The sequence below is a fragment of the Aquisalinus flavus genome (assembly GCF_014640095.1).
GTDB lineage: Bacteria > Pseudomonadota > Alphaproteobacteria > Caulobacterales > Parvularculaceae > Aquisalinus > Aquisalinus flavus.
Genome location: NZ_BMGH01000001.1, coordinates 809,017 through 834,686, shown reverse-complemented (window position 1 = coordinate 834,686; position 25,670 = coordinate 809,017). Strand labels below are relative to the sequence as shown.

Sequence of the window (25,670 nt, the reverse complement as noted above, 5' to 3'; positions counted from 1 at the left end):
GACCCATGCAGAAAGTAAAGACCGCCGTCCTCATCTCCGGCTCCGGCTCGAACCTTCAGGCGCTGATCGACGCCGCGAAAGACGATGCCTGGCCGGCCGGCATCGCTCTCGTGATTTCCAACAAGGCCGATGCCTATGGCCTGACGCGCGCCGAACGGGCCGGCATCGCGACGATGGTCATCGACCACCGCGACTATGACGGGCGCGAGGCTTTCGATACCGCCATCGACGACGCGCTGCAGGATCATGCCATAGAGCTTGTCTGCCTCGCCGGTTTCATGCGCATCCTGACGGCGGATTTCACGACCAACTGGAAAGGGCGCATGCTGAACATCCACCCCTCGCTGCTGCCGTCCTTCCGCGGCATCAACGCCCAGAAACAGGCGCTCGACGCAGGCGTGAAAATCTCCGGCTGCACCGTGCACCTCGTCACCCCGGACCTCGATGACGGGCCGATCATCGGCCAGTCGGCGGTGCCGGTAAAGGATGGCGACACGGTCGAAACCCTGTCGCAGAGGATCCTCGCGGCAGAGCATGTTCTCTATCCGGAATGCGTCGGAAAATATGCCGGCTGGATGCGCGAATATGGCGGCTGAGTCCGTCCCCTTTCCACCCCCGATTGACAAGCGCAACCGCTGATCGGCCTTTTCAGGCAAAATCGGCCTGGCATGCTGAATGTTTTCCTAAATTTTGCAAAAAATCCGAGCGTCGTTTCTACCGCGCTATTAACGTTTTGGTATCACAATCGGGCCTCGTCACAAACCTAACGGGGCCAAGATGTTCGTCGACAAGTTCAGGAAATTTCTGTCCGGCAATGATGATGGTGCCTCCGCCATCGAGTTTGCCATTGTTGCGCCAGTCTTCTTCTTCATGGTGTTCAGCATCATTGAATCCTCGATGTTCCTGCTGCACCGCCATTCCCTGCGCTACGTCGTGTTCGAATCGACGCGCGACATCCAGACCGGCGAAATCCAGCGCGCGACGACGCCGGCAGAGGCGTTCAAGACGGCCTATTGCTCGCACACCCCGTCATTCGTCGACTGCGATGCCATCCAGTTCGATGTGCGCGCCTTCAATTCGCTCAGTGCCGTGACATTCGAGAAGCCCGAATTCGACGATGACGGCACGGCGACCAATTTTAACTTCAATCCGGGCCGCCAGGAGCAGGTCACCATGGTCACCGCCGCGATGCGCTACCAGTTCAACACGCCGGTGCTCAAGGAAGTGTTCCAGCCCGATGGCAAGCCGGTGCTGATGGTCGGCTACTCGATTGCCAAGAACGAGCCGTTCGGCTGCATTGACGAGTGCTGAGCAAGCGGTCAGGGGCTGTCCATGAAGCGGTTTTTCTCCGACCAGAAGGGAATTGCGGCGACCGAGTTTGCGCTGATCATGCCGCTGCTCGTCATGCTCTCCCTGTCGATCTTCGAGCTGACCTTCAGGGTGCAGGCGGCCGATGAACTCGACCGCTACACCTTCCAGATGGGCGACTTCCTCTCCCGCTTCGGCGAGCTCACCGAAGGCAATATCGACGAGTTCTACACCATGGCGGACCGTATCATGCCGGGTATCCAGTTCGAGGAAAGCAATCTCTCGGTGGTCATCGTCAGCATCGGGTTCGAGGAAGATGGCGACCCCGTCCTGTTATGGACCCGCTCGCGCGGGCTTGAACAGCTTGCCTATGACATCGAGACCGCCCGCGGTCTCGCCCCTCCGGGCCAGAGCGTCATGCTGATCCGCTCGAAGCTGGCAACGACGACGATGTTCTCCGTCTTCGGCGGCACCACGCTGACGTTAAAGTCCGACGCCGTCTTCAAGCCCCGCACGACACGCGCCATCGCCATAGACGGCGACCTGACCGATGTCGGCGCGGTCATCGTAGGATATGAAAATGAATAGATCGCACGCCGCCCTCAGTCGTTTCCGTCAAGCCTGCCACGGCAATATCTCTGTCCTGACGGCTTTCATGCTGCTGCCGATGTTCACGGCGGCAGGACTCGCCGTCGATGGCGCCCGGCTGATGCTGCTGAAATACGAGCTACAGGGCGCCGCCGACGCTGCCGCCCTCGCTGTCGGCACCACCTTCGATACGCAGGAGGAACTGGAAACCCTGGCGGAATCCTACCTCGCCCGGAACTTCCAGCTTGCCGGTGCCTCGGTGAAGTCGGTCAGTGTCGTCTCCACGGCTGAGACGGTCAAGATCACCGCGAATGCCGAGATGAAAACCTATTTCATGAAGCTCGTGCGCAACGAGGATATCTCGGTCACGGCCAACACCCAGGTCAACCGCGCCGGCGGCGGTCTGATGGTCGCCCTCGTGCTCGACAATACCGGCTCGATGTGGAGCGGGCTCAACGGCACCACCCGTATCGAGGCGTTGCGCTCGGCCTCCCTCAGCCTCACCAACTCGATCATGACGAAAGAGAGTGAGACGGAACTGCGGATTTCCGTCGTTCCCTATGCCTCGATGGTCAATCCGGGCAGCATCGCCCCGTCGATCGTCGATACCACGATCACGGATGATTTCCGGATACAGGACCCGCAAAACCGCACCGGTCTCGACGACGACGACCTCGAGGTTCTGACCTACGACCCGGCCGACAAGACCCAGTGGAAGGGCTGCGTCTATGAACGTCTCGGCAACGCCTCCTTTGATGACACGCCACCCTCGACCACCAAGTGGGAACCGCTGATCTGGCCGATCTATAACGACAATCAGTATGAGGTCGAAACATCCGGTTCCGACCTCGGCGAAATCGTCGGCGGCACGGTCGATCCCGGCGGTGATCGCAACTCCAACGAATTCACCGGTCCCAATGTCGGCTGCCCGACACCGATCACCCCGCTGACCGGCACCAAATCACAAGTGATCAGCGCCCTCAACGCCATGACCGCGTGGAACCGCGGCGGCACGTTTGCCGATATCGGCATGGCCTGGGGCATCCGCACCCTGTCGCCGGGCGAGCCCTTTACCCAGTCGGCCGATTACGACGATCCCAAGACCGGCGTTCCGATCTGGGAGTCCAATCGCTGGCGCCGCGCCATCGTGCTGATGACCGATGGCGACAATGTCGTTTACAATGCCGGCAATGAAGGCAGCCGGGTCGCAGCTGGCAGCGAAGGTTCCGACATCACAGGCTATGGCCGTCTCGGCGAGGCGCGCATGACCGCCATTCTCGGCACCTCCAACAGCACCACCGCCCGCAACGAGGTCGAGGATCGACTGTCGGACCTGTGCGATACGGCCAAGGCGCAGGGCATCACCATCTACACCGTCGTCTTCGCCTCGAGCGCCAATACCGGCACGCGCCAGCTCTATGAAAGCTGCGCGTCCGACCCCGGCAAGTACTGGTTCGCGCCCTCGGCGGATTCCCTCGACAACGCCTTCGGCGCCATCGGCTCGGAACTGAACAAGCTGCGCATTACGCGGTAGCGGGGATAGTTTTGAGGTGTCAGTTTTCGTGGATTAGACTGCCACTTCTAAAAACTACCAACTCCCAACACTTATCCCCGTCCCGTCTCCAGCCGCTATAACTCTCCCCCAGGCCCGGTGAGAACCGGACCGGGGTCTCGGGCCCTGCGGGTGATCTGCCCAACGGGCCAGAGGCAACAGGCATTCCTGCCGCCGGGAGGGGCGAGCGCGCGTCGGCGCCCGTGGCAGGGATCGGCATTTCACTCAGACGAGTGGACGCGAGAGCTCCTTCAGGGCCGCGCACCAGAATGCCGCCGTGGAGAGTGAAAAGCTTTTCCGAAGCTCAAAGCTCTCAATGCTCATACAGCTCTGGATAATATTCTCCACGGGCCTTCCTCCTTCTTCCAACGCTGCCGGGCAAGCCCGGCAGCGCCCTTCTCCGTTACCCAGCCTGAGGGAGTGAGACATGCCACGCCAACGCACACAACAATTCCGCAACCGCAAACCGTCCGATCACCGGCGCGCCTTTCTCGTCCGCCGCCTGCGCCGCGAGATGAGAGCCGTCCGCGCCCTGCGCGAGCAACGCGCCGCTCTGCGGGAGTGAACAGTCCCACTGGGCATGGGCACATGATTACTTAGTCGGTCATGAAAGTTTTTCTTGACTGCCGGGAGGCCATCATCAATACTTCGTCACATGACTAAGTATCAAAACCAACTCACAGAGACATTTTCCGCCCTCGCCGACCCGACGCGGCGCGCCATTGTCAGCAGGCTGTGCGAAGGCCCTGCCTCTATTGGGGAATTGTCCGAGCCTTTCAAGATCGCGCTGCCGACACTGCTCAAGCATGTCCAGATCCTCGAAAAAAGCGGTCTCGTCAGCACGCAAAAGACCGGCCGGGTCCGCACTTGCCGGATCGAAACGGGCGCCCTGAAAGCGGGCGACGACTGGCTTCGCCAGCATCTCGCGCTGTGGGAAGACCGCCTCGACCGTATGGAGCACCACATCAACACCATGAAAAAGGAACATTGAGCGATGACCGGTTCATTCACCAGCACACCCTCTGCCTGGGCCGACTGGCCACTCGACCGCGAGATCGTCCTGACACGCCTGATCGAAGCCCCGCGAGACATTGTTTTCGCGGCATGGACTGCCCCAGCCCGGATACAGAGCTGGTTCGGCCCGGAAGGGTTCACCCTCACGACGAAAGAGATCGACATTCGCCCGGGCGGGATATGGCGTTTCGACATGATCGCACCCGATGGCACCGTGTTTCCCAACCGCATGGTTTTTCTGCGGCTGGAAGAACCATCGCTGATCGAGATCGAGCATGGCACCGGGCGGGACGATGACCCCGCGAAATTCCGCATGCTTGTCACCTTCGACGAGCAGAGTAATGGCAAGACCGTCCTCACACTCCGTCAGATGCACCCGTCAAGGGAAATCCGGGCCGAGAAGCTCGGCTTCGGCGCTGTCGAATATGGGCTGCAGACCCTCGCCAAGCTCGCCACCCATGTCGACGCGCATATGGCGTCCGCAATCTGACAGGGGCTGGCGGCCCGCCGTGTCAACCCTCTTGCCACGGCCTCGATCCTCGGCTATAGCCCGCCATTCACGAGCGATGGTCGACAGCGCCAGCCCCCTTCATCAGGGACAGCTGGTAGAGCGGGATGGTCCCGCCAGTTGCCGAGCCGAAGGTCGCCAGGGCCCTCCGCCCTGCCGGTCTCCGTCGCCTCACAGGAGAAGGCCATAATGCCACTTTACGAACACGTGTTCATCGCACGTCAGGACATCTCCCCTGCCCAGGTGGAGTCTCTGTCGGACAGCCTCCAATCCATCGTGAAAGACAATGGCGGCAAGATCGCCAAGCACGAATATTGGGGCCTGCGCAACATGCAGTACAAGATCAAGAAAAACCGCAAGGGTCATTACACCCTCATGAATATTGAGGCCCCGCCCGCGGCGATCACCGAGCTCGAGCGCCAGATGAAGATCAACGAGGATATCCTCCGCTTCATGACCCTGCGCGTCGAAGAGCACGACACCGACCCGTCACCCGTCATGTCCCGCCGCAGCGACGACCGCGGCGATCGTGGCGACCGCCGCGACAGCCGTGACCGTGGCGATCGCGGTGACCGTGGCGATCGCGGTGACCGTGGTGATCGCGGAGATCGCGGAGATCGCGATAATCGTGACCGGGGCGACCGGGGCGACCGCGATCATCGCAGTGACCGTGGTGACCGTGACAATCGCGACCGCGACCGTAACTAGGACCAGAGAAAGGAACAGGACCAATGGCTAAACCGTTTTTCCGTCGCCGCAAGACCTGCCCGTTCTCCGGCGAGAACGCCCCGAAAATCGACCACAAGGACCCGCGCCTGCTTCAGCGTTACATCTCTGAAAAAGGCAAGATCGTCCCGTCGCGCATTTCGGCGGTATCCCAGAAGAAACAGCGTGAGCTGGCCCGTGCGATCAAGCGCGCGCGCTTCCTCGCCCTGCTGCCGTTCGTAGGGGAGTAAGAACCATGGAAGTCATTCTGCTTGAACGCGTCGAGAATCTCGGCGGCATCGGCGATACCGTGTCCGTCAAGGCCGGCTTCGCCCGTAACTTCCTCCTGCCCCGCGGCAAGGCGCTGCGCGCCACGGTGAAGAACCAGAAGATGTTCGAAGCCCAGCGTGCAGATATCGAAGCCCGCAACGAGGAAGCAAAGAAGGCCGCTGCCGGCGAAGCAGGCAAGCTCAACGGCACGTCCTATGTGCTGATCCGCCAGGCCTCTGACATGGGCGTGTTGTACGGCTCGGTATCCTCCCGCGACATCTCTGCCGCGATCGGGGAAGCCGGGTTCAATGTCAGCCGCAACCAGGTCGTTCTCGACAAGCCGCTGAAGGCCCTCGGTGTCACCGATATCCGCGTGTTCCTGCACCCGGAAGTCTCGGTCACGGTCTCCATCAACATCGCCCGCTCGCAGGAAGAGGCAGAAGCCCAGGCCCGCGGCGAGAATGTTCTGGCCCGTACCGATGACGAAATCGAGGAAGCCGCCGGCAACGCCGCCGTCGACAACGAGATCCTGTCCGACCAGTCCGTCTCTCCGGAGGAACTGCTCGAGCCGGGCATGACCACCGCTGCTGATGCCGTCGACAGCGACGCTGGCGAGGACGAGAAAGACGCATAAGCGCCCTTCTCCCTGAACCACCGAAAATCAAGCCCCGGCTGCAGCTCAGCCGGGGCTTTTTTTCGCTGCTGTACGGCATGCCGGCTGTGGAAAAATCAGTACCGCGATATTTCAATGGTTTAGCGAATCAAGGAAAACTTTGGGATGGTGAGAGCGCAATCTTTGCGTTAACCAATTTACCATGGCTGATGGCAATATTCATAAGGCTCCCCATACGGAGCAAAAAGAACCCTTCAACATCGACGCGGAGCAGGCAATCCTCGGCGCGATCCTGTTCGACAACGAGATTTTCTATCGCGTCTCGGGCTTCCTGAAGGGCGAGCATTTCTACGACCCCGTCCACCAGCTGATCTATGTCGCCTGCGAGAAACTCATCTCGTCCGGCCGGCTCGCCTCGCCCGTCACGCTCAACACCTATCTCGCCGACAATCCGGCCATGGGCGAAATTGGCGGCTCTCGCTATCTCTCCGACCTCGCGATGAACGTGCCGTCGACCGCCGGCGCGTGGGACTATGCCCGCGTCGTCTTCGACCTGTCGGTCTCGCGCGGCCTTGTCCGCCTCGGCGGCGAGATGATCGACCGCGCCCGGTCCGCGGACATTGATGACGATCCGCAGACCCAGGTCCAGACCGCCGAGGCCGAGCTCTACAAGCTTGCCGAAACCGGCAAATATGGCGGCGGCTTCGTGACCTTCGAGAGCGCGCTCGCCGAAGCGATCAACATCGCCAATGCCGCCTATGAGCGTGGCGGCGGCCTTGCCGGCGTCTCGACCGGTCTCGTCGATATCGACAAGCATATGGGCGGCCTGCACAAGTCCGACCTCATCATCCTCGCCGGGCGCCCGTCCATGGGCAAGACCGCGCTCGTCACCAATATCGCCGTCAACGCCGCCAAGGCCTATCGCCCCGAGCGTCAGGCCGATGGCACGATCAAGGCGGGCGACGGCGCCGTTGTCGGCTTCTTCTCGCTCGAGATGTCCGCCGACCAGCTCGCCGGGCGTATCCTGTCGGAGTTCTCCGAAATCCCGTCCGACCGGATCCGCCGCGGCGATATCGATCAGTCCGATTTCGAGCGCATCTATGAAGCCGCGCAGACGCTGAACGACATCCCGCTCTATATCGACGATACCGGCGGTCTCTCCATCGCCCAGCTCGCCGCCCGCGCCCGCCGCCTCAAGCGCCAGCACGGCCTCAACCTCTTGATCATCGACTATCTCCAGCTCCTCTCCGGCTCGAAGAAGTCCGGCGAGAACCGGGTGCAGGAAGTCACCGAGATCACGGTCGGGCTGAAGGCACTCGCCAAGGAGCTGGAAGTACCGGTCATCGCCCTGTCCCAGCTTTCCCGCCAGGTCGAACAGCGCGAGGATAAACGCCCGCAGCTATCGGACCTCAGGGAATCCGGCTCGATCGAGCAGGACGCCGACGTCGTTCTCTTCGTCTATCGCGAGGAATACTACCTCTCCCGTGCCGAGCCGCGCGAGGGCACGCCGGAACATCTTCAGTGGCAGGAGGATTGCGACAAGGCCGCCGGCAAGGCCGAGGTCATCATCGGCAAACAGCGTCACGGCCCGATCGGCAATGTCAAGCTCGCCTTCGATGCCTCCATCGTCAAGTTCGGCAACCTCGCCCAGACCGACCGCTACGAAGACGACCGGTTCTAGGCAGCAATGGCCCTGACTCTGCCCCTTTCCCGGCGCAAAGGATTGGCATAATCCTGATATCATGAGCGACATCACCACCCACCGCCCGCGCCTGACAATCGACCTTGCCGCCGTCGCGGAGAATTACCGCACCCTCGCCGCCATGCGCCCGAAGGCGGATATGGCTGCCGTCGTCAAGGCTGATTGCTACGGCCTCGGCGTTGACCGCATCGCGCCCGCGCTGTTTGCGGCCGGCTGCCGCGCCTTCTTCGTCGCCTATTTCTTCGAAGGCGTGCACTTGCGCGAGATTCTCTCCCGCGTCGATCCCGAGGGCACGGCGACCATCTGCATCTTCAACGGCCCGGCCCGTGACGATGTCGACGACTTCACGACCCACGGCCTCACCCCCGTTCTTAATACGCTGGAACAGATGCGCCTGTGGCGGCAGACCGGCAATGGCCCGGCGATCATTCATATCGATACCGGCATGAACCGGCTCGGGCTGACTGGCCGTGAGATCGACGAGATCATCTCCGGCGAGGCCTATCGCTCGCTGGAAATCTCCTATCTCATGAGCCATTTCGCCTTCGGGGCCAACGCCGCCGATCCACACAATGCTGGGCAGGCCGAAGCGTTTAGCCGCACCGCCACCAGCCTGCGCAAGATCTGGCCCTCGGCAAAACTCTCCCTGTCCGCCTCCGCCGGCCTGTTCCTGCCGCTGGAGATCGAGGAAGCGCTGATCCGCCCCGGCGTCGCCCTTTATGGCGCCGGTCCGCAGGATCACCCCGAGCAGGCGCTCAAGACCGTCGCCAGCCTGCACGCCCCGATCCTGCAGATCCGCGACATCGCACCGGGCGAGACCTGCGGTTACTCCGGCACGTTCACTGCTCAGCGTCCAACCCGCCTCGCCACCATCGGCATCGGCTATGCCGACGGCTATTGCCGCGCGCTGTCGAACAAGGGAGTGGTACGGATCAACGGCGATGACTGCCCCGTCGTCGGCAATGTCTCCATGGACCTGATCATCGCCGACATCTCCGACATCGAGGGCGATGCAAGGGTCGGCGACATGGCGGAATGTTTCGGGGACAACATCCGGGTCGAGGACCACGCAGCCCGCGCCGGCACGATCGCCTATGAAGTCTTCACCATGCTGGGCGGCCGCATACAGAAGATTTATCGAACCTAGATACCCGCACTTGTGTTGCTTCAAGACAGTAGTAAAGAAGGTATCGCTCCATGGCACTTGATAAATACGAGATCGTTTACCGTTCGGACAGCAGGGACTGGGCGCTGGTCAAGGAAGGCGCCGACAGGGCCAGCCTCGTCGCCAGCAAGAAACAGGCGATCATGGCAAAAATGAAGAAAATGATGAACAGGGACAGCAATGAAGCGTCTGTCCGCGTGAAGAAACGCAACGGGCAGTACCAGGAAGAGCGCACCTATCCCCGGGCGAAAGACCCGTCACGGTCAAAAGGCTGAGGCTGACCTAGCCGGAGGCCATGACCTTGCCCGTGCCTTCGCGCACGGAACGGCTCGTCCACCGGGCGAGCGCCATCAGCACATCCTGCTGCTTGACCGGCTTGGTCAGGTAATCGTCCATGTCATGATCGCGACATATCTCTTCCTGGCCCTTCAGCGCATGGGCAGTCAGGCAGATGATTGGCGTCCGCGCCCTGCCCGTTTCCTTTTCCCGCGCCCGGATCGTCGCTGTCGCCTCATAGCCATCCATGACCGGCATCGACAGATCCATCAGGACCGCGTCGAAATCCATGTCACGGGCCATCTCGCAGGCGATCTGGCCGTTCTCGGCAAAGGACAGCTGATAGGCTGTCCCGGCCAGGATCGAACCGACAACCAGCCGGTTGACATCATTGTCCTCGACGATCAGGACCCGCTTCCCGGCGCCGGCGTCGCGCGCACGTCCCTGCGCCATTGCCCTCGTCGCACTTTCCGGCGCTGACTGGCTTTCGCCCAGCAGGAGACGCGACATCTCTTTATATAGAACGGCAGACTTGAACGGCTTGACCGCGAAGTGCCGAACGCCCAGTTCGCGCAGAGAGCTGATATACTGATCGTCATCGACAGCCGGCGTCACCACGATACGGTCCGCCTCGATCAGCTCGTTCTCCAGCAGGACGGCCACGCAATCCCGCGTCGCCATGTCCGGCAGGCGGTCACTGAGGATAATCGCATCGAACGCCGTGCCGCGCTGCTGACTGTCCGAGGCGGCCTTGATCAGCGCCGTCGCCCCGGCGCAGGCGATCACGTCAGCGCCCCAGTGTTCGCACAATTCGCGCGTCGCCTGCAGGCTGATGGCGGGCGTGTCGGCGATCAGCACGCGGTGCCCGGCAAGCTTGTCCCTGCGCTCGCAGCTCGCGCCGTCGCGGCAGTCGACAGGCAATGGCAGGGAAATCCAGAAGGTCGAGCCCTTGCCGTGCTCCGAGGTCACCCCCAGCTCGCCGCCCATCAAATCGACCAGACGGCGCGAGATCGCAAGGCCGAGGCCGGTCCCGCCATATTCGCGCGTCGTCGATTGCTCGGCCTGGGCAAACTCGTCGAAAATCTCGTGCACCTTGTCCTCGGAGATGCCGATGCCTGTATCCTCGATTTCGATACGGCAGGAGGCGGTATCGCCGCTCATCCGGCTGCTGACATTAATCGCGATATAGCCCTTTTCGGTAAACTTGATCGCGTTGCCGACGAGATTGGTGATCACCTGGCGAATACGCCCGACATCACCGATCATCGAGATCGGCAGGTCGGGATCGCAGCGCAGGACGATTTCCAGACCTTTTTCCTGGGCCCGCATGCGCAACAGCGTCGCGACATCCTCGACCGCCATGCGCAGATTGAAGGGATGCGGATCGAGTGCCAGCTTGCCGGATTCGATCTTGGAGAAGTCGAGAATGTCGTTGATCAGGACGAGCAGGGAATTGCCGGATTTGTAGATCGTGTCGGCGAACATTCGCTGGCGGTCGTTCAGCGGGGTATTCATCAGCTGTTCCGACATGCCGAGGACACCGTTCATCGGCGTGCGGATCTCATGGCTCATATTGGCAAGGAATGCCGACTTTGCCTTGTTGGCCGCCTCTGCCTGGTCCAGCGCCTGCGCCAGCTCTTCGGTGCGTTCATCCACCCGCCGCTCAAGGTCGTTGAACAGGCTTTTCAGTTGCAGCGCCATGGTCTGGAAACTCTTCGCCAGCGAGCCGAATTCGTCGCTGCGGGTCGCACCCGGCACCTGGTCCGGCCAGTTGCGCCCGTCATAGGCGCGGACAACCTCATCGAGGCGTTTTACCGGCCTGACGATCGACCAGATCGCCCATCCCAGTACGGCGCAAACCAGCAACATGATGATCGCGATCCGCGTCAGCGAGGTGATCAGTTCGGCACGCAGTTCCGCAGCAATACGGTCAGCACTGAACTCTACTTCGAGATTGGCCAGCACCTGGCCATTCGTTGCGATGATGCTCGCCTCCTCGGTCACCCGGTCGTCGACATCGATATCCTCGCGGATCTCCGTCAGGATCTTGCCGTTGAACTCGATCAGATCAACCGCCACGACGTCCTCGTGGTCGAACAGCGCCTCGAGAATGTTCTCGATGACATCGACATCATACTCGAACAGCGGCAGCGACAGAGAATGGGCGGTCGTCTTTGTCAGAAAGGCCCGCTCCGACTGGAATTTCTCCAGCTGCGTCGTACGCGTATGATCAAAGCGGCGCCATGCCTCGAAAGACAGGATGAGCATGATCAGCGTCAGGGAGACGAGTCCTGTCTTCAGGGCGATCTTGTTGTTTATATGTCGCAGCATGGTCTAGCCCCTCGGCTCGTTATCGATGCCAAAGAACATGTCGATCGAGATGGTCTCGAAGTCTTCGGCCTGCACCATTTCGCAGGTGATCTGCGAGAAATCGAGACTGCGCCAGTCGCGGTTGACAACCAGCGCCTCAAACGCTTCCTTTTCCGTCGTCATGATGCTGAGGACTGAATCCAGCGATGCATCGGCATTCGCAATCGCAAAGTCGCATCCCTCGTCATACCGTTTCAGGATTGCCAGCGAAAAGCCCATGTCGAGGATGTGCCCGCCCATGGAAGCACTCAACCGGCCATCATCGAGCGCTTCCAGCGCCTCCGGCGTCCAGTCCATCCCGCCCACGAGGACCTCTTCCGTTTCCGGATCGATTTCCTCCAGCACAGCCATGGCCATGCTGTCATTCGCGACCCAGACGATATCGAAATCGCCATAGCGGTTTTTCAGCAGGGAATATTTTTGCCGCGCAATGTGCGGCGTCCAGCGGGCCGTGACGACCTGCGTCAGGTCGACATTCTCGCTTTCGGCCACGGCGCGCCTGAGGCCTTCGACGCGCTTGACGGCGGCGGTACTGGCATAGGACCCGGAAATACCGACCATGCGCAGGGTCTTGCCGGGTTTGCGGCGCTGCGCCTCCGCGATCAGGTAGGTCGCAAGATCGTACCCGGCGCGCTCATCGTCAGGGATCAGGCGACCGATCCAGTGCGGCAGCTTCTCGCGCGGTCCGCCGATCAGCGTCTCGCCTTCTTCAGTCAGGTCGGCATTGAAGAGAAACGACTTGACCCCGTGCTGGTCGAGATATTGCAGCGCCTGTTCAGCGCCCATGCGGTAATTGACGATCAGGGCATAGTCAGGCTTTTCCTGCTGCTCGATCCTCGCACTGATCGCATCGAAGATTTCCTTTCGGCTCGAGCCTGAATAGATCAGCTCGAAGTCGATCTCGAGATCCTCCGCAGCGGCGTGCGCAATATCGACGATGATCTGCGTCCACGGATCGGCCGGCTCCATACCGGCGTAAAAGAACACGACTGTGGGACGGTCATCGGTGACGCCGCCGCTACCATCGGACTGGGCAAGAGACCGTCCTCCGGCTGCGGCAAGCACAGCCAGTGAAGCAAAAACCAGTCCGGCGATGTGATTTATCTTTATCATTATACCACCCGGGCGAACTCCCGGGTGGCAGACTAGGCGATATTGGTTAAGCCGAGGTTAGGGTAACCGTTGTCAACAAGGCCGCAAAATCAACGATTCTTTCGGCCGGCTACCGCGCCAGCCAGCCGCCATCGACCGGCAGCGTCGTGCCGTGAACATAGTCAGACGCCGACGCGGCAAGAAAAACCGCCGCCCCGCCAAGGTCGGACGGATCGCCCCAGTGGCCGGCCGGGATGCGGCCGAGAATCTCCGCATTGCGCGATTTATCCTCGCGCAGCGCCTCCGTGTTATTGGTGGCGAAATAGCCGGGTGCGATGGCATTCACATTGATGCCCTTTGCCGCCCATTCATTGGCGAGCAGCCGCGTCAATCCCGTCACGCCGCTCTTTGACGACGTGTACGACGCAACACGGATGCCACCCTGATAGGACAGCATGGACGCGATATTGATGATCTTGCCCCTGACCTCTCCATTGGCCCCCCGTCCCGTCACATGGCGGGCGAAGGCCTGGCACAGGAAGAAGACCGAGCGGATGTTGACGTTCATCACATCGTCCCAGTCACTCGCGGTGAACTCCAGCGCATCATTTCGGCGGATGATCCCGGCATTGTTGACGAGGATATCGACCTGCCCTGCGGCGGTAACGGCATCTTCGATCGCCCGGGCTGGCGCTTCCGGCTCGCCGAAATCCGCGGTGACTTCATGAAATGCGCGGCCAGCCCCGGCGACGGCCTTGCCCGTCTCCGCCGCGCTGGAGCGGCCTGCGGCGACGATATCGGCACCGGCGCCGGCGAGCGCGATGGCGATCGCCTGGCCGAGGCCGGTATTGGCGCCGGTCACCAGCGCCGTTTTACCCGAAAGATCAAACGAAGGCATGGCGCACCCCTATTGCAGCTGGCAGATGTCGAGGACATTCATGTCGGTATAGTCGAGATTTTCCCCGGCCATGCCCCAGATGAACGTGTAGTTCGCGGTGCCTGCGCCCATATGGATCGACCAGGGCGGGGAAATCACAGCCTCGCTGTCATGCATGATCAGGTGACGGATATTGTCGGGCTCGCCCATGAAATGGAACAGGCGGTCATTCTCGCCAAGCCCGTAATAGAAATAGATTTCCGAGCGCCGGTCATGCAGGTGCGGCGGCATGGTGTTCCAGACGCTGCCGGGTTTCAGCTGGGTCAGGCCGACCAGCAGCGAGCAGGACTCGCACACGCCGGGGATGATATATTGATAGATCACGCGCTCATTCGACTGTTCCAGCGATCCCTTTTCCAGCGGCTTGGCCATGTCCGGCGTAATCTTCTGTACGCTGAGGCGTTTATGGGCCGCCGCGCTGATCAGGTAGAACCGCGCAGGCGTCGCGCCATCCTTGCTGGCAAAGGTCACGCTTTGCGTGCCCATCGGCACGTACAGCGCATCGCGCGGATTCAGCTCATGGGCCTCGCCGTCAACGCTGACCGTGCCGGCGCCGGTGCCGACATTGAAGATGCCAAGCTCGCGGCGCACGAGGAAGGGCTGGCCTTCGGCGCTCTTGGGCTCGCGATGGACCGGCAGTTCGACCGTCTTGCCGATCGGGGCGACACCGCCGATCACGAGCCGCTCATTGTGGGAATAGTTCAGCCTGATCTCGTCGGGCTGGAACATGCCCTTGACCAGATAGCGCTCGTGCAATGTCTCGTTGTCGACCCCCTCCATCATGTCGGGATGGGTGGCCTGATATGTCTTCTCGAACATGGGAGTTTCCTGCCTTTGCGTCGGTTATGGCCACAATGTAACCGGTGGCATTTTGTAACGCAACCTTTGGACCGGGATATTTTATCCAGATATTCCAATCAGTTAGCTGGCGGACCCGAAGATTCTCGCTCGACCAGCCAGGGCACGTTCTCTCCCTCTTTGGTGTCGGGCGTTTCCTGCTCTTTGAGCAGCAGCAGCTTCTCCGCCGCCAGTTCGCCGAGCCGGGTGACAGGCGAGTGCACCGTGGTGATTCGCGGCCAGACGCTGATCGCGATCTGGAAGTCGTCAAAGCCGACGACCGAGAGCGCGTCTGGCGCCGTCAGCCCGGCAACGCGCAGCGCCTGCAACAGGCCTGCAGCCATTTCGTCATTGGCGGCGAAGATCGCCGTCGGCCGTGGATCGAGCTGCAGCAGCTCGCTGCCCCGGTCGAGGCCGGACTGGAACGTATACGCCCCTTCGCGCACGAATTTCGGATCGAGTTCGAGGCCGTGCTCGGCAAGCCCCTCCTCGAACCCGAGGCGGCGTTCATGGGACGACCGGAAGGACGGCTTGCCGGAGATGAAACCGATCCGCTTGTGGCCCAGCTTTGCCAGGTGCCGCCCGGCCTCACGCCCGCCGAGCCGGTCGTTCGACACGATCATGTTGGCGTTGTTTTCCAGCGCGACGGAGGCGATGCGGATATAGGCGCAGCCGATCTCGCGCAGCATGGCGACGATGCGCTCATCCTCCGACACTGACGGCGTCAGGATCACGCCGAACAGCTTCTGGCGCTCGACGAATTGCCGCGCATCCTGCAGGAAGCTGTCGCTGTCGCGGTTGCACGGATGCACGACCAGCTCGTGTCCGCTGTTCTTAAGCCCGTTCAGGATGCCCTGCTGCATGTTGACGACATATTGCGGGTTCGGGTTGTCGTAGATCATCCCGATCAGATAGGAGTGACGGAAGGCGAGCCCGCGCGCCTGCGGGTCCGGCGAGAAGCCGATAATGTCGATGATCTTGCCGATCTCGCTGCGGGTCTTGTCTTTCACCAGCGGTGACTTGTTGATCACCCGCGACACGGTGCGCTTGGACACGCCCGCGATCCTTGCGACATCGTTGATCGTCGGTTTCTTGGATGGCCCGTATCGCTGGCGCCATGCCTCGGCAGCCGCGACCGGATCTATCGCCTCGTCTTCAGTGCTCACCGTCTGGCCTTCCCGGCATAACAATTTGGCCAGCATGACAAACTGGCAGGTAAGTCAATCTGTTACGCTGTTTGGCTCAGTCGGGCAAGCTATAGGGGGAAAGCCGGACGCGGGGCAGCAGCGCGCTTCAGCCAGCCGCGACCAGCGACAGATCGATGGCGCCGAATGCGCCGAAATCGGCGCGCGACACGGCACCGACCGGTGCCTGATGCACGCCGGTGACCGCACCGCTGGAAATCGCATCGCCGGCCTTGAGTCTTATCCCCCTCCGGCCAAGCAGCGGTATAAGGAAGGCGACCGCGGCAATCGGCCCGCCATCGGGAATCGCCGACGCGTTGGCGCTGCCGGCCTCGCCGCCGTCGATCACCACGCGGACCGGCAGGTCCTCATGGGCAATCGACTGCCAGCCGGCGATCTCAGGCCCGATGATCAGCCCGGCATTGTTGCCGAAATCGCTGATGATGCTGGTCGGGCCCAAATCGTTGATGGTTGGCAGCGGGCTGGAGGCGATCTCGACACCGATATGAAGGGCACTGACATACTCCGCTGCCTGCTCCAGGCTCAGCGGCTGCGGCGAAGGGGCGATATCGCGCCCGATGATGAACACGAACTCCGCCTCGATTGCCGCAAAACCGTCTGCGAAGACCGGCATGGCGATTGGTTCACCGCCATAAACGTGCACGGAGGATTTGAAGATTGGCCCGGCAAGCCTGCTGTCGGCAAACCGCGCGCGATAGTCCGGCGGCACCATGCCGACTTTCCAGCCAGCCACCTCATCCGGCCACGCGGCGATCGACATGGACTGGATCGCATAGGCCTCTTCCAGCGTTTCCGGCAGCGCGCCGGGAAAGTCGGCCAGGCCCCTCGCCTGCTGGCGTGCGGCAGTGAAGCTGTCAGAGATATCGCGCATGTTCCGGCTGATATCCTGCTGCGGCAAGGTTCTGGTTTTCATAACAAATCTCGGTTCAAATAGCCCTGCTCTGCAGGAAACTCCACATTTATGCAACCGGTGGCATGGTAACGCTATTCCACCGTCATGCAACGCCTTAATCCCGATTTTCCGGGCTGACCGGGCCGTTTCGCCCGATCGCGAACTTCACTCCTCCGGCCACGTCAAAAGAAGGATCCGGTCCGCCGGATCCCTGCCAGCCGCCTTCGCGGTCAGCCGCGCCAGCGCCTCATCGCTATAGATCACCGATGCCCGCCGCAGGTTTCGCCAGTTGGCATCGAAGGCAGGCTCGCCGATCTGCTGCCACGGCCATTCCTGCTCGCGCCCGGCATATTTGGCCATGAAGGAGATCGCCCCGATCAGCGAGCTGCCTTCCGGCGACTGATAGGTGTACATGTCGGCGCCCAGATGCTCGCCCAGCCGCGCCACGATCAGGAACGCTTCAAGGTTGAAGCTGTGATAGTGGAAGGAGCGTGTACGGTCCTTTTCATGCGGCATGCTGCCATCACTGTCGATCTGCGCCGCGATACGGGCGAGCGTATGGTTGAACGCCCGCTGCGCCTCGGCACAATCGTGGGAAAACAGCGAGAATGCCATCAGCTGGGCATCATACCAGGTGCCGTGATTGTTCTCCTCGCCGCGCTCCTCCTGGCCGTTCTCGCTCGTCACCAGCCAGTCGGCATAGGCATCGAACCAGCCGCGCATGCCGGAGACGGTTTCCTCGTCCAGCATGCCGATGGCCTCGAGCAGCAACACCGCGTCAACAATGTCGATATAGCGATGGGTATCGATGATGCCGATGCCGCGTCCATCGACCCGCCCCGGAATGGCCTGAGCGTAGCGCAAATCCGGATTCATGCGGGTCGCCTCGTCGACAAACCACGTCCTCAACAGCCTTTCTGCATGCGCCGCATAGCGCTCATCGCCGGTGAAGTACGCCGCCAGCGCCAGCGTCGGCACATCGTCGGCGAGGGCACCGGACCGTGTCCGGTCGAAATTCGGCCCGTCCCGTTCCGGGTTGACCTGCCCGTCCTTGCGGATATAGGGCTTGCCGTCCCGGCGGGTCGGGTCCGGCCACCAATAGGGCCCGATACTGACATAGTCATGCCGGTCGCCGCTCGGCGCGGGATCGGTCTTGTCGGTGACGCTATAGGGCCCGTTGCCGAGCGCCGCGTCGGCCTCGGCGACGAGCGCCCTCAGGGCAAACAGCGCATCCGGGTCATCGGCAATCACCGCTGCCCGCGCCGCCGCCAGGTTGGCCGGCCGCCAGACCAGCGTCGTCTCGCCGATAGCCTCGCGGCACGCAGCCATCGTGTCTGCTACCTCTGTTTCCTCCGCAGGCTGAGCGGCATGCGCCGTGGCGGCGGGAGAAAAGGCCGATAGCAGCGTGGCTGCTATCGGCAAGAGGAAGGAGGGGCGGGAGCCGGCCTTGCGGACACCTCCCACCGGGGGAGCGACGGTCATGGCGCTAGAACTTGCCTCTGAGACCGACGAAGAAGCGACGGCCGCTATAGTCCGCCTGGGCCAGACTGTCGTTGGTCGGACGATAGAAGATGTTCGGCTCGTCCAGCAGGTTCAGGCCCTGGAAGCGGATCTGGATCGCGTCCGTAATATCATAGGATGCGGAGAAATCGAGGAAGTCCTGGGCTTCTGTATAGCGGTTGGCGTCGTTGCGGAACGGCTTGAAATAGCTCGACCGCGCCTTGTAGGCGAGCCGCACGCTGGCGCCGTATTTTTCCCAGAACACGGCAAGGTTCGTCGAGTTTTGCGAGTAGCCGGGAATGTTCGCCGGCTTGGTGAAGTCGGCCAGCGCGTTGGTGCCGTCCGGAATGGTCGGGTCGGGGAACTCGAAATCGGAGTCGGCATAATTGTGCCCTGCCCTGACACCGAAACCGTCAAACGGCGACGGCAGGTGATCGAACACATGCTGGAAGCTCAGCTCGATCCCCATGAGGCTGCTCGACTCGTCGGAATTACCCGACCGGCCGATCAGCACCGGCGTCGCCGTGCCATCGACATTGAGCACAACCGTTTCCTGAACCGTCTCGATACCCGTCTCCAGCTGCTTGGCATAGAACGCAGCAGAGAATGCCGTGTCGTCATCGAAATACCATTCATAGGAGATGTCGAAATTGGTCGATTCCAGTGGCTCGATGAACGGATTGCCGCTGGCCGATACGATCGCCGCGATGCTGTCGAGGTCGGCACTGTCGTCGAACGACAGGGCCGCCGACATCGCCTCCATGTCCGGGCGGGCAAGGGCGCGATAGGCGGCAAAGCGCAACAGCGTCGTCTCGCTTGTTTCCAGCGTCAGGTTTGCACTGGGCAGGATCGACCAGAAATCATTCTCCTCGACATTGGAGATCGGATCGCCCACCGGCTCGACAATCACCGTGTCCGGATCATCACCGAGCGAGGTCGCCAGCGCCGAGCTGATACCGACCGACTCGATTTCCGTCTTGATCGCCCTCAGCCCGATATTGCCATAGGCTGGCAGGGAGAACATCTCCGTCTCGAAATTACCCTGGGCATAGACCGCGAAAGTATCTTCCTTCACGTCGGTATCGCTGGGCGACAGAGTCGACCCGGTCGGCAGGCCGGCATCGCGCGACCCGGTCAGGGCGATGAACAGCTCCTCCGGGTTCCATGTTGCCCAGGTCATGCCTTCCATCGGCGTGTCGGCTCCCTCGAACAGGTCCTCGACGATGAAGCTGTCGCGACGGGCAGCAATGGCTGCGGCGCTGAAGTAGTTATCCTCCACAAGCCCCACTGTCGCGTCGATGCCATCATCGTGAAAACGCTCACGGGTCGCATAGCGCACGCCGGCCTCGAGCGAGGTGAAGAAATTCCCCTCGAGGAAATATTCGCCATCGAACCGCACCGCCAGGATCTCGTCATCGATATTCTCCAGGCGGCGGCGCGCCCGTGCGCCATTGTCATAGAGGTCGTGATTGTCGAGATCGAATGTCAGCCCGGTATCATCCTCGACATCGGAGACATCGAGGAAGGTCAGCGTCGGAATGTTTTCCCCGCGGCTGTCGAGCTGTGCGATAACACGATCATTGGTGCGGATGCGCATGTCCAGCTCGTCCTGGCGGCGCTCGGTCTTGGAGTAGCCGACATCGCCGGACAGAACGAGATTGTCACCGCTCCATTCGGCATTGAGGCCGAACCCGGTATAGGTCTCGTCGCGCACGCGCCAGACCGACTGGTTCTCGATCCGCGTCTCGGTGGTCCAGGCGTTCAGCGCACCGCTCTCGGAGATATCGAGCGGCACGATATCGCGGCGGCCATCGGCGATGACGAGGTTGCCGCGCTTCTCGATGTCGGAGCGGTCGGACCACTGGGCATCGAGATTGATGTCCCACTGGGCGTTCGGCTGCCATTGAACATTGGCCATGATCGCGTCGCGGTCGGACTCTGTCTGCATGGCGCGATAGATATACTGGTTGGAAACGAAATAGGTGTCGGCTGCGCCGCCATCCGGATCGAAGGAGCAATTGTTATTCCCGTCTATCCCTTCAATGGTATTGCATGGACGGAAAGTGGAAGAAGAGGTGTAGATATCTTCCGGCGCCGTATCATCTCGAATCTGGCCGCCAATGGCGATGCCGATATCGCCGATGCCGGTCTCGAACTGGTCCGTGTAGGACCCGGTGATCCGTTTGCTGAAATCCTGGCCTTCGGCGACGCGTTGCTCATAGTCGCTGTAACCGAGCAGGCCCTGGACCTGGAAGCGGCGCTTGCCGTATTCCAGTGGGCGCAGCGTCTGCAGTTCGATGATGCCGGAGATACCGCCTTCGACGAAGCTCGCCTGCTGCGACTTGTAGACCACGGCGCCGCCGATCAGCTCCGACGGGAACTGGCCGAAATTGACGTCGCGACCATCGGAGCCGGAAGAGATTTCGCGGCCATTGATCACAGAGGACCCGAGATAGGCACCGAGACCGCGCACCGACAGCTCGGAGGCACCGCCCTTGAACCGGTCGGAGGTCACGCCGGTGATCCGCTCCAGCGTTTCGGCGATCGACAGGTCCGGCAGGTCGCCGATCTCGACGCCGACCAGCGCGTCGGAGACGACTTCATTGTTCTTCTTGACCGCAAGGGATTCCTCGAGCGACTGGCGCAGCTCGCCCTTGATGGTGATCACATCTTCTTCGTCGTCCTGCGCGAAAGCGGCGCCGGCACTGACGGCCACCGCAGCCGTCGAGGCCATGGCAAACCATTTGAGACTTTTTGTCAGGCGTGTGTTTTTGCCCATTTCATTTCCTCCCAGAAACTTCATCATTGTCCCGCTCGGCAAAAAATTGTTTTGCATTATGATTTTGCCACCGGTAACAATGACTATGTCACCGGTGGCAAAATATGGGCAAGAGCGAAAACGAGAAATTCTTTCCCAAAGGCACAAAAAACCGGAAACTGAACAAAAAATGTTGCCGATAAGCAACGCGGAGGAAACCGGAATGACCCATCAAGAGACAAGAAAGCCGATCAATTTCAATAGCTTGAAGCCCTTTCTCATGGCTGTATCCAGCCTCGCCCTGATGACGGGCTGCTCGTCGCGGGCCGATGAGCAACCGGCTGACCTGCCCGAAATCCTGACTGGCATGGCGTCCGGAACGGGCAATTATCTCCCCGATTTCTCCTATGCCGGGTATGAATTCGGAACCGCGCCGCTGCCGGCAAAAACCGGCACCGTCATCAGCGTCACCGGCCATGGCGCCGTCGCCAATGACGAGATCGACGACTCCCGCGCCGTCCTCGCCGCCTTCGAGGCCGCGCGGGATATAGAGGGTCCCGTGACCGTGGAATTTCCGGCAGGACGCTTCATCCTGTCCGACATTCTGTTCATCGACCGCAGCGACTTCATCCTGAAAGGCGCCGGCTCGGGTGAAGGCGGCACGACACTGCACTTCCCCCGCCCGCTCACCATGATCGACCAATCGGATGCGCTCGACGAGTTGCGAGAATACATTGTCGAGCTCGACAAGCGCCAGGTCGAAACGGACAAGAACCTCGACGTCCTCTTCTCGGAATATTCCTGGAGCGGCGGCATGATCTGGGTCAAGGTCCCCGATGGCCGCCCTGCCGGCTACCTGCCGCGCTATGACGCGCCCGCCAATGTGCTGGCGACCCTGGCCGAAGGCACCCGCGGCGAGCGCACCATCCGTATGGAGAACAATGACAGCCTGTCCGCCGGCGACGTCGTCCAGGTGCAATGGTTCAATCGTGCCGGCGAGGACGGCCCGCTGATCGACGAGATCTACAATGATCCGGATATCGAGGTCGGATCACATCACTGGACCTATCATGACCGCGCCCTCGCCCGCCAGATGACCCGCATTGAGGCGATCGACGGCGACATGGTCACCATTGCCGATCCATTACTGCACGACATCAGTGCCGACCTGCCTGCCTATGCTTCGCAGTGGGACCATTTGAGCAATATCGGCATAGAGGGCCTGCGCCTCGAATTTCCCCCTGCCCTCGTCTTCGGCCACCATGTCGAGCAGGGCTATAACGGCATCTATCTGACCAGCGCCTTCAACAGCTGGATCAGCGATGTCGAGATCGCCAATGCCGATAGCGGTATCCTCACCTATGACAGCGCCAGCGTGACGATCAGGGATATCGAAACGACCGGCACGCGCATGGCCCATTATTCCGTGCACATTGGCAATTGCCATAACATGCTGGTCGAGGGGCTGACCGTGCGCAATCCGGTCCTGCACGATCTCAGCTTCAACACTCAGTCGACCAAATCGGTCTATCTCGACACGGAAGTGTTCGACGAACCCGTGCTCGACCAGCATGCCGGTGCCAACCACCAGAACCTGTTCGACAATGTCACCCTCCACATCACACCCGTGGAGAAGGACGGAAAGCTGACTTTTCCGGTCTGGGATGGCAGCGGTGCCGGTTACTGGCAGCCCGGCCATGGCGCGTTCAACACCACCTGGAACCTCAAGCTGGTCATGGATGAGGCGACGGACGAAACGATAGTGCTGGAAGGCCTCGCCGAAGGCCCGAATGCCCGCATCATCGGCCTCTCCGGCAATGGCGCGTTCGCGCTGGACTACCGTCCTGCTCCCTATACGGAGTTCATCAACCAGCCGGTCACCAATGCGCCCTCGCTCTATCGCTACCAGCTACAGCAGCGCACCGCCGGTCAGTAAAATCAGGCGGTAAGCGTCGTCTCGATGAACTGGCCGAATGGCGCATAGTGCTGCTGGTAGACCTTGTCATACCATGCAGCCCGCGCCGGGTCGGGCGTGTATTCCGCCTCGAAGCCCTGCCCCATGGCGGATTGCGCCTCCTCGACCGACTTGTGTACGCCGCTGGCAATCGCCGCGAACATTGCCGCGCCGAGGGCACAGGTCTGTTCCGACCGGGCGACCCGGATCGGCATGTTCAGCACATCGGCCATGATCTGCATGACGAGCGGCGATTTCTGCGCAACGCCGCCCAGCGCGATGACATCGTCAATGGCGATGCCCTCACGGCGGAAGCGCTCGACAATGGCGCGCGAGCCGAAGCACGTCGCCTCGACCAGCGCCCGGAAGATGCGCGGCGCGTCGGAGCCGAGCGACAGGCCGGCAATCGCGCCCTTCACCGCCTGGCTCGCATCGGGCGTGCGCCGGCCATTCATCCAGTCGACGGCGATGACGGAGGACTCTTCCGGCGCGATCTTCTCGGCTGCCTTGCTCAGGGCCGGGATCAGTTTCTCGCGCACGGCCTCGGCCGCCGCCTGGTCGTCCATCAGGTTCTTCAAAGGCCAGGCCAGCACATCGGCGAACCAGGCATAGAGATCGCCAAAGGCCGACTGGCCGGCTTCGAGCCCGATATAGCCGGGCGCCACGGAGCCATCGACCTGCCCGCAAATGCCGGCGACGGTCCGCCCGCCGATCGTCTCTTCCGGCGCGATCATGATATCGCAGGTCGAGGTGCCGATGACCCGGCTCAGACTGCCCGGCCGCACCTCGCCGCCGACCGCGCCCATATGGCAGTCGAACGCGCCGATGCCGACGACCGCTTCGCGCGAAATCCCCAGCCTGTCAGCCCATTCCGGCAGGATCGTCCCGGCCGGCTTGTCGCTGGTGAAGGTCTCGGCAGAAAAACGCTCGCGATAGCCGGCAAGGCGCGGCTCGATTGCGGTCAGGAACCCGTCTTCCGGCAGGCCGCCCCATTCTTCCGCCCACAAAGCCTTGTGACCTGCCGCGCAGCGCCCGCGGCGCACCTCGCCAGGCTCGACCTTGCCGGTCAGCAGCGCCGGCATCCAGTCGCAATGCTCGATCCAGGCGCGCGCCACATTATGCACCCTGTCATTGCCCTTCAGCACATGGGCCATCTTCGCCAGCACCCACTCGGATGAATAGATGCCGCCGACATATTTCAGATAATCCGTGTTCCACGTCTTAGACAGGGTGTTGATATGCTCGGCTTCCCTGATCGCCGTGTGGTCCTTCCACAGCACGAACATCGCGTCCGGCTCCTCGGCGAAATCATCGCGCAGGGCGAGCGGGATGCCCGCCTCGTCGACGAGGCACGGGGTCGACCCGGTCGTGTCGAACGAGATGCCGACGACGTTCTGTCCGGCGCCCTCGCCCGCCTGGGCCAGCGCATCAGCGACGCTCGCCTCAAGCGCATCGATATAGTCCTGCGGGTGCTGACGATACTGGTCCTTCGCCGGCTCGCAATAAAGCCGCCGGCTCCAGCGCTCATAAGGCGCGACCGACATGCCGAGGGTCTCCCCGGTCAGCGCGTCGGCCAGGAAGGCGCGCGCCGAATCCGTGCCATAGTCGAGGCCGAGGACTAGTTTCTGCTCGCTCACTTGATTGCTCCGTTCGGTCTCAGGGTCGATCTAGCCCTGACCGTAATAGGCATTCGGGCCGTGCTTGCGCTCGAAATGCTTGCGGGTCAGGTGATCATTCATGGATAAATTGGGGTTGAGGCTGTGGGCAATGGCGCCCATCTTCGCGACCTCTTCCAGCACCACGGAATTGCGCACCGCCTCCGCCGGGCTCTTGCCCCAGGTGAAAGGCGCGTGGTTCTTCACCAGGACGCCCGGAATATGCATCGGATTGCGATTGCCGAAGGTCTCGACGATGACATCGCCGGTGGTCTTCTCGAATTCGCCTTCGATCTCTGCCTGTGTCATGTCGCGGGTACAGGGAATGGCGTCGGAGAAATAATCCGCATGGGTCGTGCCGGTCAGCGGGATCGACATGCCCGCCTGCGCCCAGGCCGCGCCATGGGTCGAATGAGTGTGCGCGACCCCGCCGATTTCCTTGAACGCCTTGTAGAGTACAAGGTGGGTGGCGGTATCCGAGGACGGCTTCAGCTTGCCCTCGACCTTGTTGCCGTCGAGATCGATCGCGACCATGTCTTCGGCCTTCATCTCGTCATAGGGCACGCCGGAGGGCTTGATCACGACGATCCCCTCCGCGCGCATGATGCCGCTGACATTGCCCCAGGTCAGGATGACGAGGCCATGGCCGACCAGCGCCATGTTCGCCTCGAACACCTGTTTCTTCATCTCTTCAAGAGAGCTCATGATCGCACTCCTTTCCGCGTTACCGCTCCATGCCCGATACTTCCATACAAGGACATAGAGCGCA

General features: G+C 61.6%; 24 protein-coding genes. 14 read left to right on the top strand and 10 right to left on the bottom strand.

Annotated features, from left to right (window positions below; translation table 11 throughout):
- The first annotated feature begins 5 nt into the window (after positions 1 to 5).
- The 13 genes from purN (at position 6) to IEV88_RS03755 (ending at position 9,700) form a co-directional block, all read left to right on the top strand.
- Positions 6 to 596 (top strand): phosphoribosylglycinamide formyltransferase, encoded by a 591-nt coding sequence (gene purN / locus IEV88_RS03815; RefSeq protein WP_188159948.1) that lies wholly within the window; start codon positions 6 to 8, stop codon positions 594 to 596.
- A gap of 181 nt (positions 597 to 777) precedes the next feature.
- Complete coding sequence (locus tag IEV88_RS03810; protein WP_188159947.1) at positions 778 to 1,311, top strand: TadE/TadG family type IV pilus assembly protein; 534 nt, start codon at positions 778 to 780, stop codon at positions 1,309 to 1,311.
- Between the two features lie 21 nt (positions 1,312 to 1,332).
- Entirely contained in the window at positions 1,333 to 1,896 is a 564-nt protein-coding gene (locus IEV88_RS03805; protein ID WP_188159946.1) for a TadE/TadG family type IV pilus assembly protein, read from the top strand.
- Positions 1,889 to 3,430, top strand: coding sequence for a pilus assembly protein TadG-related protein (locus IEV88_RS03800; RefSeq protein WP_188159945.1), 1,542 nt, complete (start codon positions 1,889 to 1,891; stop codon positions 3,428 to 3,430). The genes IEV88_RS03805 and IEV88_RS03800 overlap by 8 nt, the downstream gene beginning before the upstream one ends.
- Positions 3,431 to 3,875: 445 nt before the next feature.
- Entirely contained in the window at positions 3,876 to 4,013 is a 138-nt protein-coding gene (locus tag IEV88_RS03795) for a hypothetical protein (protein WP_188159944.1), read from the top strand.
- A gap of 90 nt (positions 4,014 to 4,103) precedes the next feature.
- Positions 4,104 to 4,439 (top strand): ArsR/SmtB family transcription factor, encoded by a 336-nt coding sequence (locus tag IEV88_RS03790; protein WP_188159943.1) that lies wholly within the window; start codon positions 4,104 to 4,106, stop codon positions 4,437 to 4,439.
- A gap of 3 nt (positions 4,440 to 4,442) precedes the next feature.
- On the top strand, positions 4,443 to 4,952 hold the full coding sequence (locus IEV88_RS03785) for an SRPBCC family protein (RefSeq protein WP_188159942.1): 510 nt from the start codon (positions 4,443 to 4,445) through the stop codon (positions 4,950 to 4,952).
- 207 nt (positions 4,953 to 5,159) lie between these two features.
- Positions 5,160 to 5,678, top strand: coding sequence for a 30S ribosomal protein S6 (rpsF, locus tag IEV88_RS03780; protein WP_188159941.1), 519 nt, complete (start codon positions 5,160 to 5,162; stop codon positions 5,676 to 5,678).
- Positions 5,679 to 5,701: 23 nt separating this feature from the next.
- Positions 5,702 to 5,926, top strand: coding sequence for a 30S ribosomal protein S18 (gene rpsR / locus IEV88_RS03775; RefSeq protein WP_155139218.1), 225 nt, complete (start codon positions 5,702 to 5,704; stop codon positions 5,924 to 5,926).
- Positions 5,927 to 5,931: 5 nt separating this feature from the next.
- Positions 5,932 to 6,579, top strand: a complete 648-nt coding sequence (rplI, locus tag IEV88_RS03770) for a 50S ribosomal protein L9 (protein ID WP_188159940.1) — start codon at positions 5,932 to 5,934, stop codon at positions 6,577 to 6,579.
- Positions 6,580 to 6,760: 181 nt separating this feature from the next.
- Positions 6,761 to 8,239 carry a replicative DNA helicase gene (locus IEV88_RS03765; protein WP_188159939.1) on the top strand — a complete coding sequence of 493 codons (1,479 nt, stop codon included), beginning with the start codon at positions 6,761 to 6,763 and terminating at the stop codon, positions 8,237 to 8,239.
- 61 nt (positions 8,240 to 8,300) lie between these two features.
- The gene (gene alr / locus IEV88_RS03760) at positions 8,301 to 9,407 is read left to right on the top strand and encodes an alanine racemase (RefSeq protein ID WP_188159938.1); all 1,107 of its coding nucleotides are present in this window, start codon (positions 8,301 to 8,303) and stop codon (positions 9,405 to 9,407) included.
- Between the two features lie 50 nt (positions 9,408 to 9,457).
- The gene (locus tag IEV88_RS03755; protein WP_188159937.1) at positions 9,458 to 9,700 is read left to right on the top strand and encodes a DUF2188 domain-containing protein; all 243 of its coding nucleotides are present in this window, start codon (positions 9,458 to 9,460) and stop codon (positions 9,698 to 9,700) included.
- A 7-nt stretch (positions 9,701 to 9,707) separates the two neighbouring features.
- Here the strand turns inward: IEV88_RS03755 and IEV88_RS03750 are convergent, their stop codons facing one another.
- The 8 genes from IEV88_RS03750 to IEV88_RS03715 all read right to left on the bottom strand — a co-directional run bounded on the left by IEV88_RS03750 (position 9,708) and on the right by IEV88_RS03715 (position 21,313).
- Positions 9,708 to 12,032, bottom strand: a complete 2,325-nt coding sequence (locus tag IEV88_RS03750) for an ATP-binding protein (protein WP_188159936.1) — start codon at positions 12,030 to 12,032, stop codon at positions 9,708 to 9,710.
- Between the two features lie 3 nt (positions 12,033 to 12,035).
- Entirely contained in the window at positions 12,036 to 13,184 is a 1,149-nt protein-coding gene (locus IEV88_RS03745) for an ABC transporter substrate-binding protein (RefSeq protein WP_188159935.1), read from the bottom strand.
- 109 nt (positions 13,185 to 13,293) lie between these two features.
- Positions 13,294 to 14,061: a 2-dehydro-3-deoxy-D-gluconate 5-dehydrogenase KduD gene (gene kduD, locus IEV88_RS03740; protein WP_188159934.1), complete on the bottom strand. Its 768-nt coding sequence runs from the start codon at positions 14,059 to 14,061 to the stop codon at positions 13,294 to 13,296.
- Positions 14,062 to 14,070: 9 nt separating this feature from the next.
- Complete coding sequence (gene kduI / locus IEV88_RS03735) at positions 14,071 to 14,919, bottom strand: 5-dehydro-4-deoxy-D-glucuronate isomerase (protein WP_188159933.1); 849 nt, start codon at positions 14,917 to 14,919, stop codon at positions 14,071 to 14,073.
- Between the two features lie 98 nt (positions 14,920 to 15,017).
- The gene (locus IEV88_RS03730) at positions 15,018 to 16,082 is read right to left on the bottom strand and encodes a LacI family DNA-binding transcriptional regulator (RefSeq protein ID WP_373291174.1); all 1,065 of its coding nucleotides are present in this window, start codon (positions 16,080 to 16,082) and stop codon (positions 15,018 to 15,020) included.
- Between the two features lie 148 nt (positions 16,083 to 16,230).
- Positions 16,231 to 17,055 (bottom strand): 2-keto-4-pentenoate hydratase, encoded by an 825-nt coding sequence (locus tag IEV88_RS03725; protein ID WP_188159931.1) that lies wholly within the window; start codon positions 17,053 to 17,055, stop codon positions 16,231 to 16,233.
- A gap of 144 nt (positions 17,056 to 17,199) precedes the next feature.
- A complete protein-coding gene (locus IEV88_RS03720; protein WP_188159930.1) occupies positions 17,200 to 18,516 on the bottom strand; it encodes an alginate lyase family protein in 1,317 nt (438 codons plus the stop codon).
- Positions 18,517 to 18,520: 4 nt separating this feature from the next.
- Positions 18,521 to 21,313, bottom strand: coding sequence for a TonB-dependent receptor (locus IEV88_RS03715; protein ID WP_188159929.1), 2,793 nt, complete (start codon positions 21,311 to 21,313; stop codon positions 18,521 to 18,523).
- Positions 21,314 to 21,572: 259 nt separating this feature from the next.
- Between IEV88_RS03715 and IEV88_RS03710 the strand changes: the two genes are divergently transcribed.
- Positions 21,573 to 23,228, top strand: coding sequence for a right-handed parallel beta-helix repeat-containing protein (locus IEV88_RS03710; RefSeq protein ID WP_188481195.1), 1,656 nt, complete (start codon positions 21,573 to 21,575; stop codon positions 23,226 to 23,228).
- 2 nt (positions 23,229 to 23,230) lie between these two features.
- On the opposite strand, the gene IEV88_RS03705 is transcribed toward IEV88_RS03710, so the two are convergent.
- Together IEV88_RS03705 and IEV88_RS03700 are read right to left on the bottom strand one after the other, a co-directional pair.
- The gene (locus tag IEV88_RS03705; RefSeq protein WP_188159927.1) at positions 23,231 to 24,883 is read right to left on the bottom strand and encodes a ribulokinase; all 1,653 of its coding nucleotides are present in this window, start codon (positions 24,881 to 24,883) and stop codon (positions 23,231 to 23,233) included.
- Positions 24,884 to 24,913: 30 nt separating this feature from the next.
- Positions 24,914 to 25,606 carry an L-ribulose-5-phosphate 4-epimerase gene (locus IEV88_RS03700; RefSeq protein WP_188159926.1) on the bottom strand — a complete coding sequence of 231 codons (693 nt, stop codon included), beginning with the start codon at positions 25,604 to 25,606 and terminating at the stop codon, positions 24,914 to 24,916.
- Positions 25,607 to 25,670: the final 64 nt, after the last annotated feature.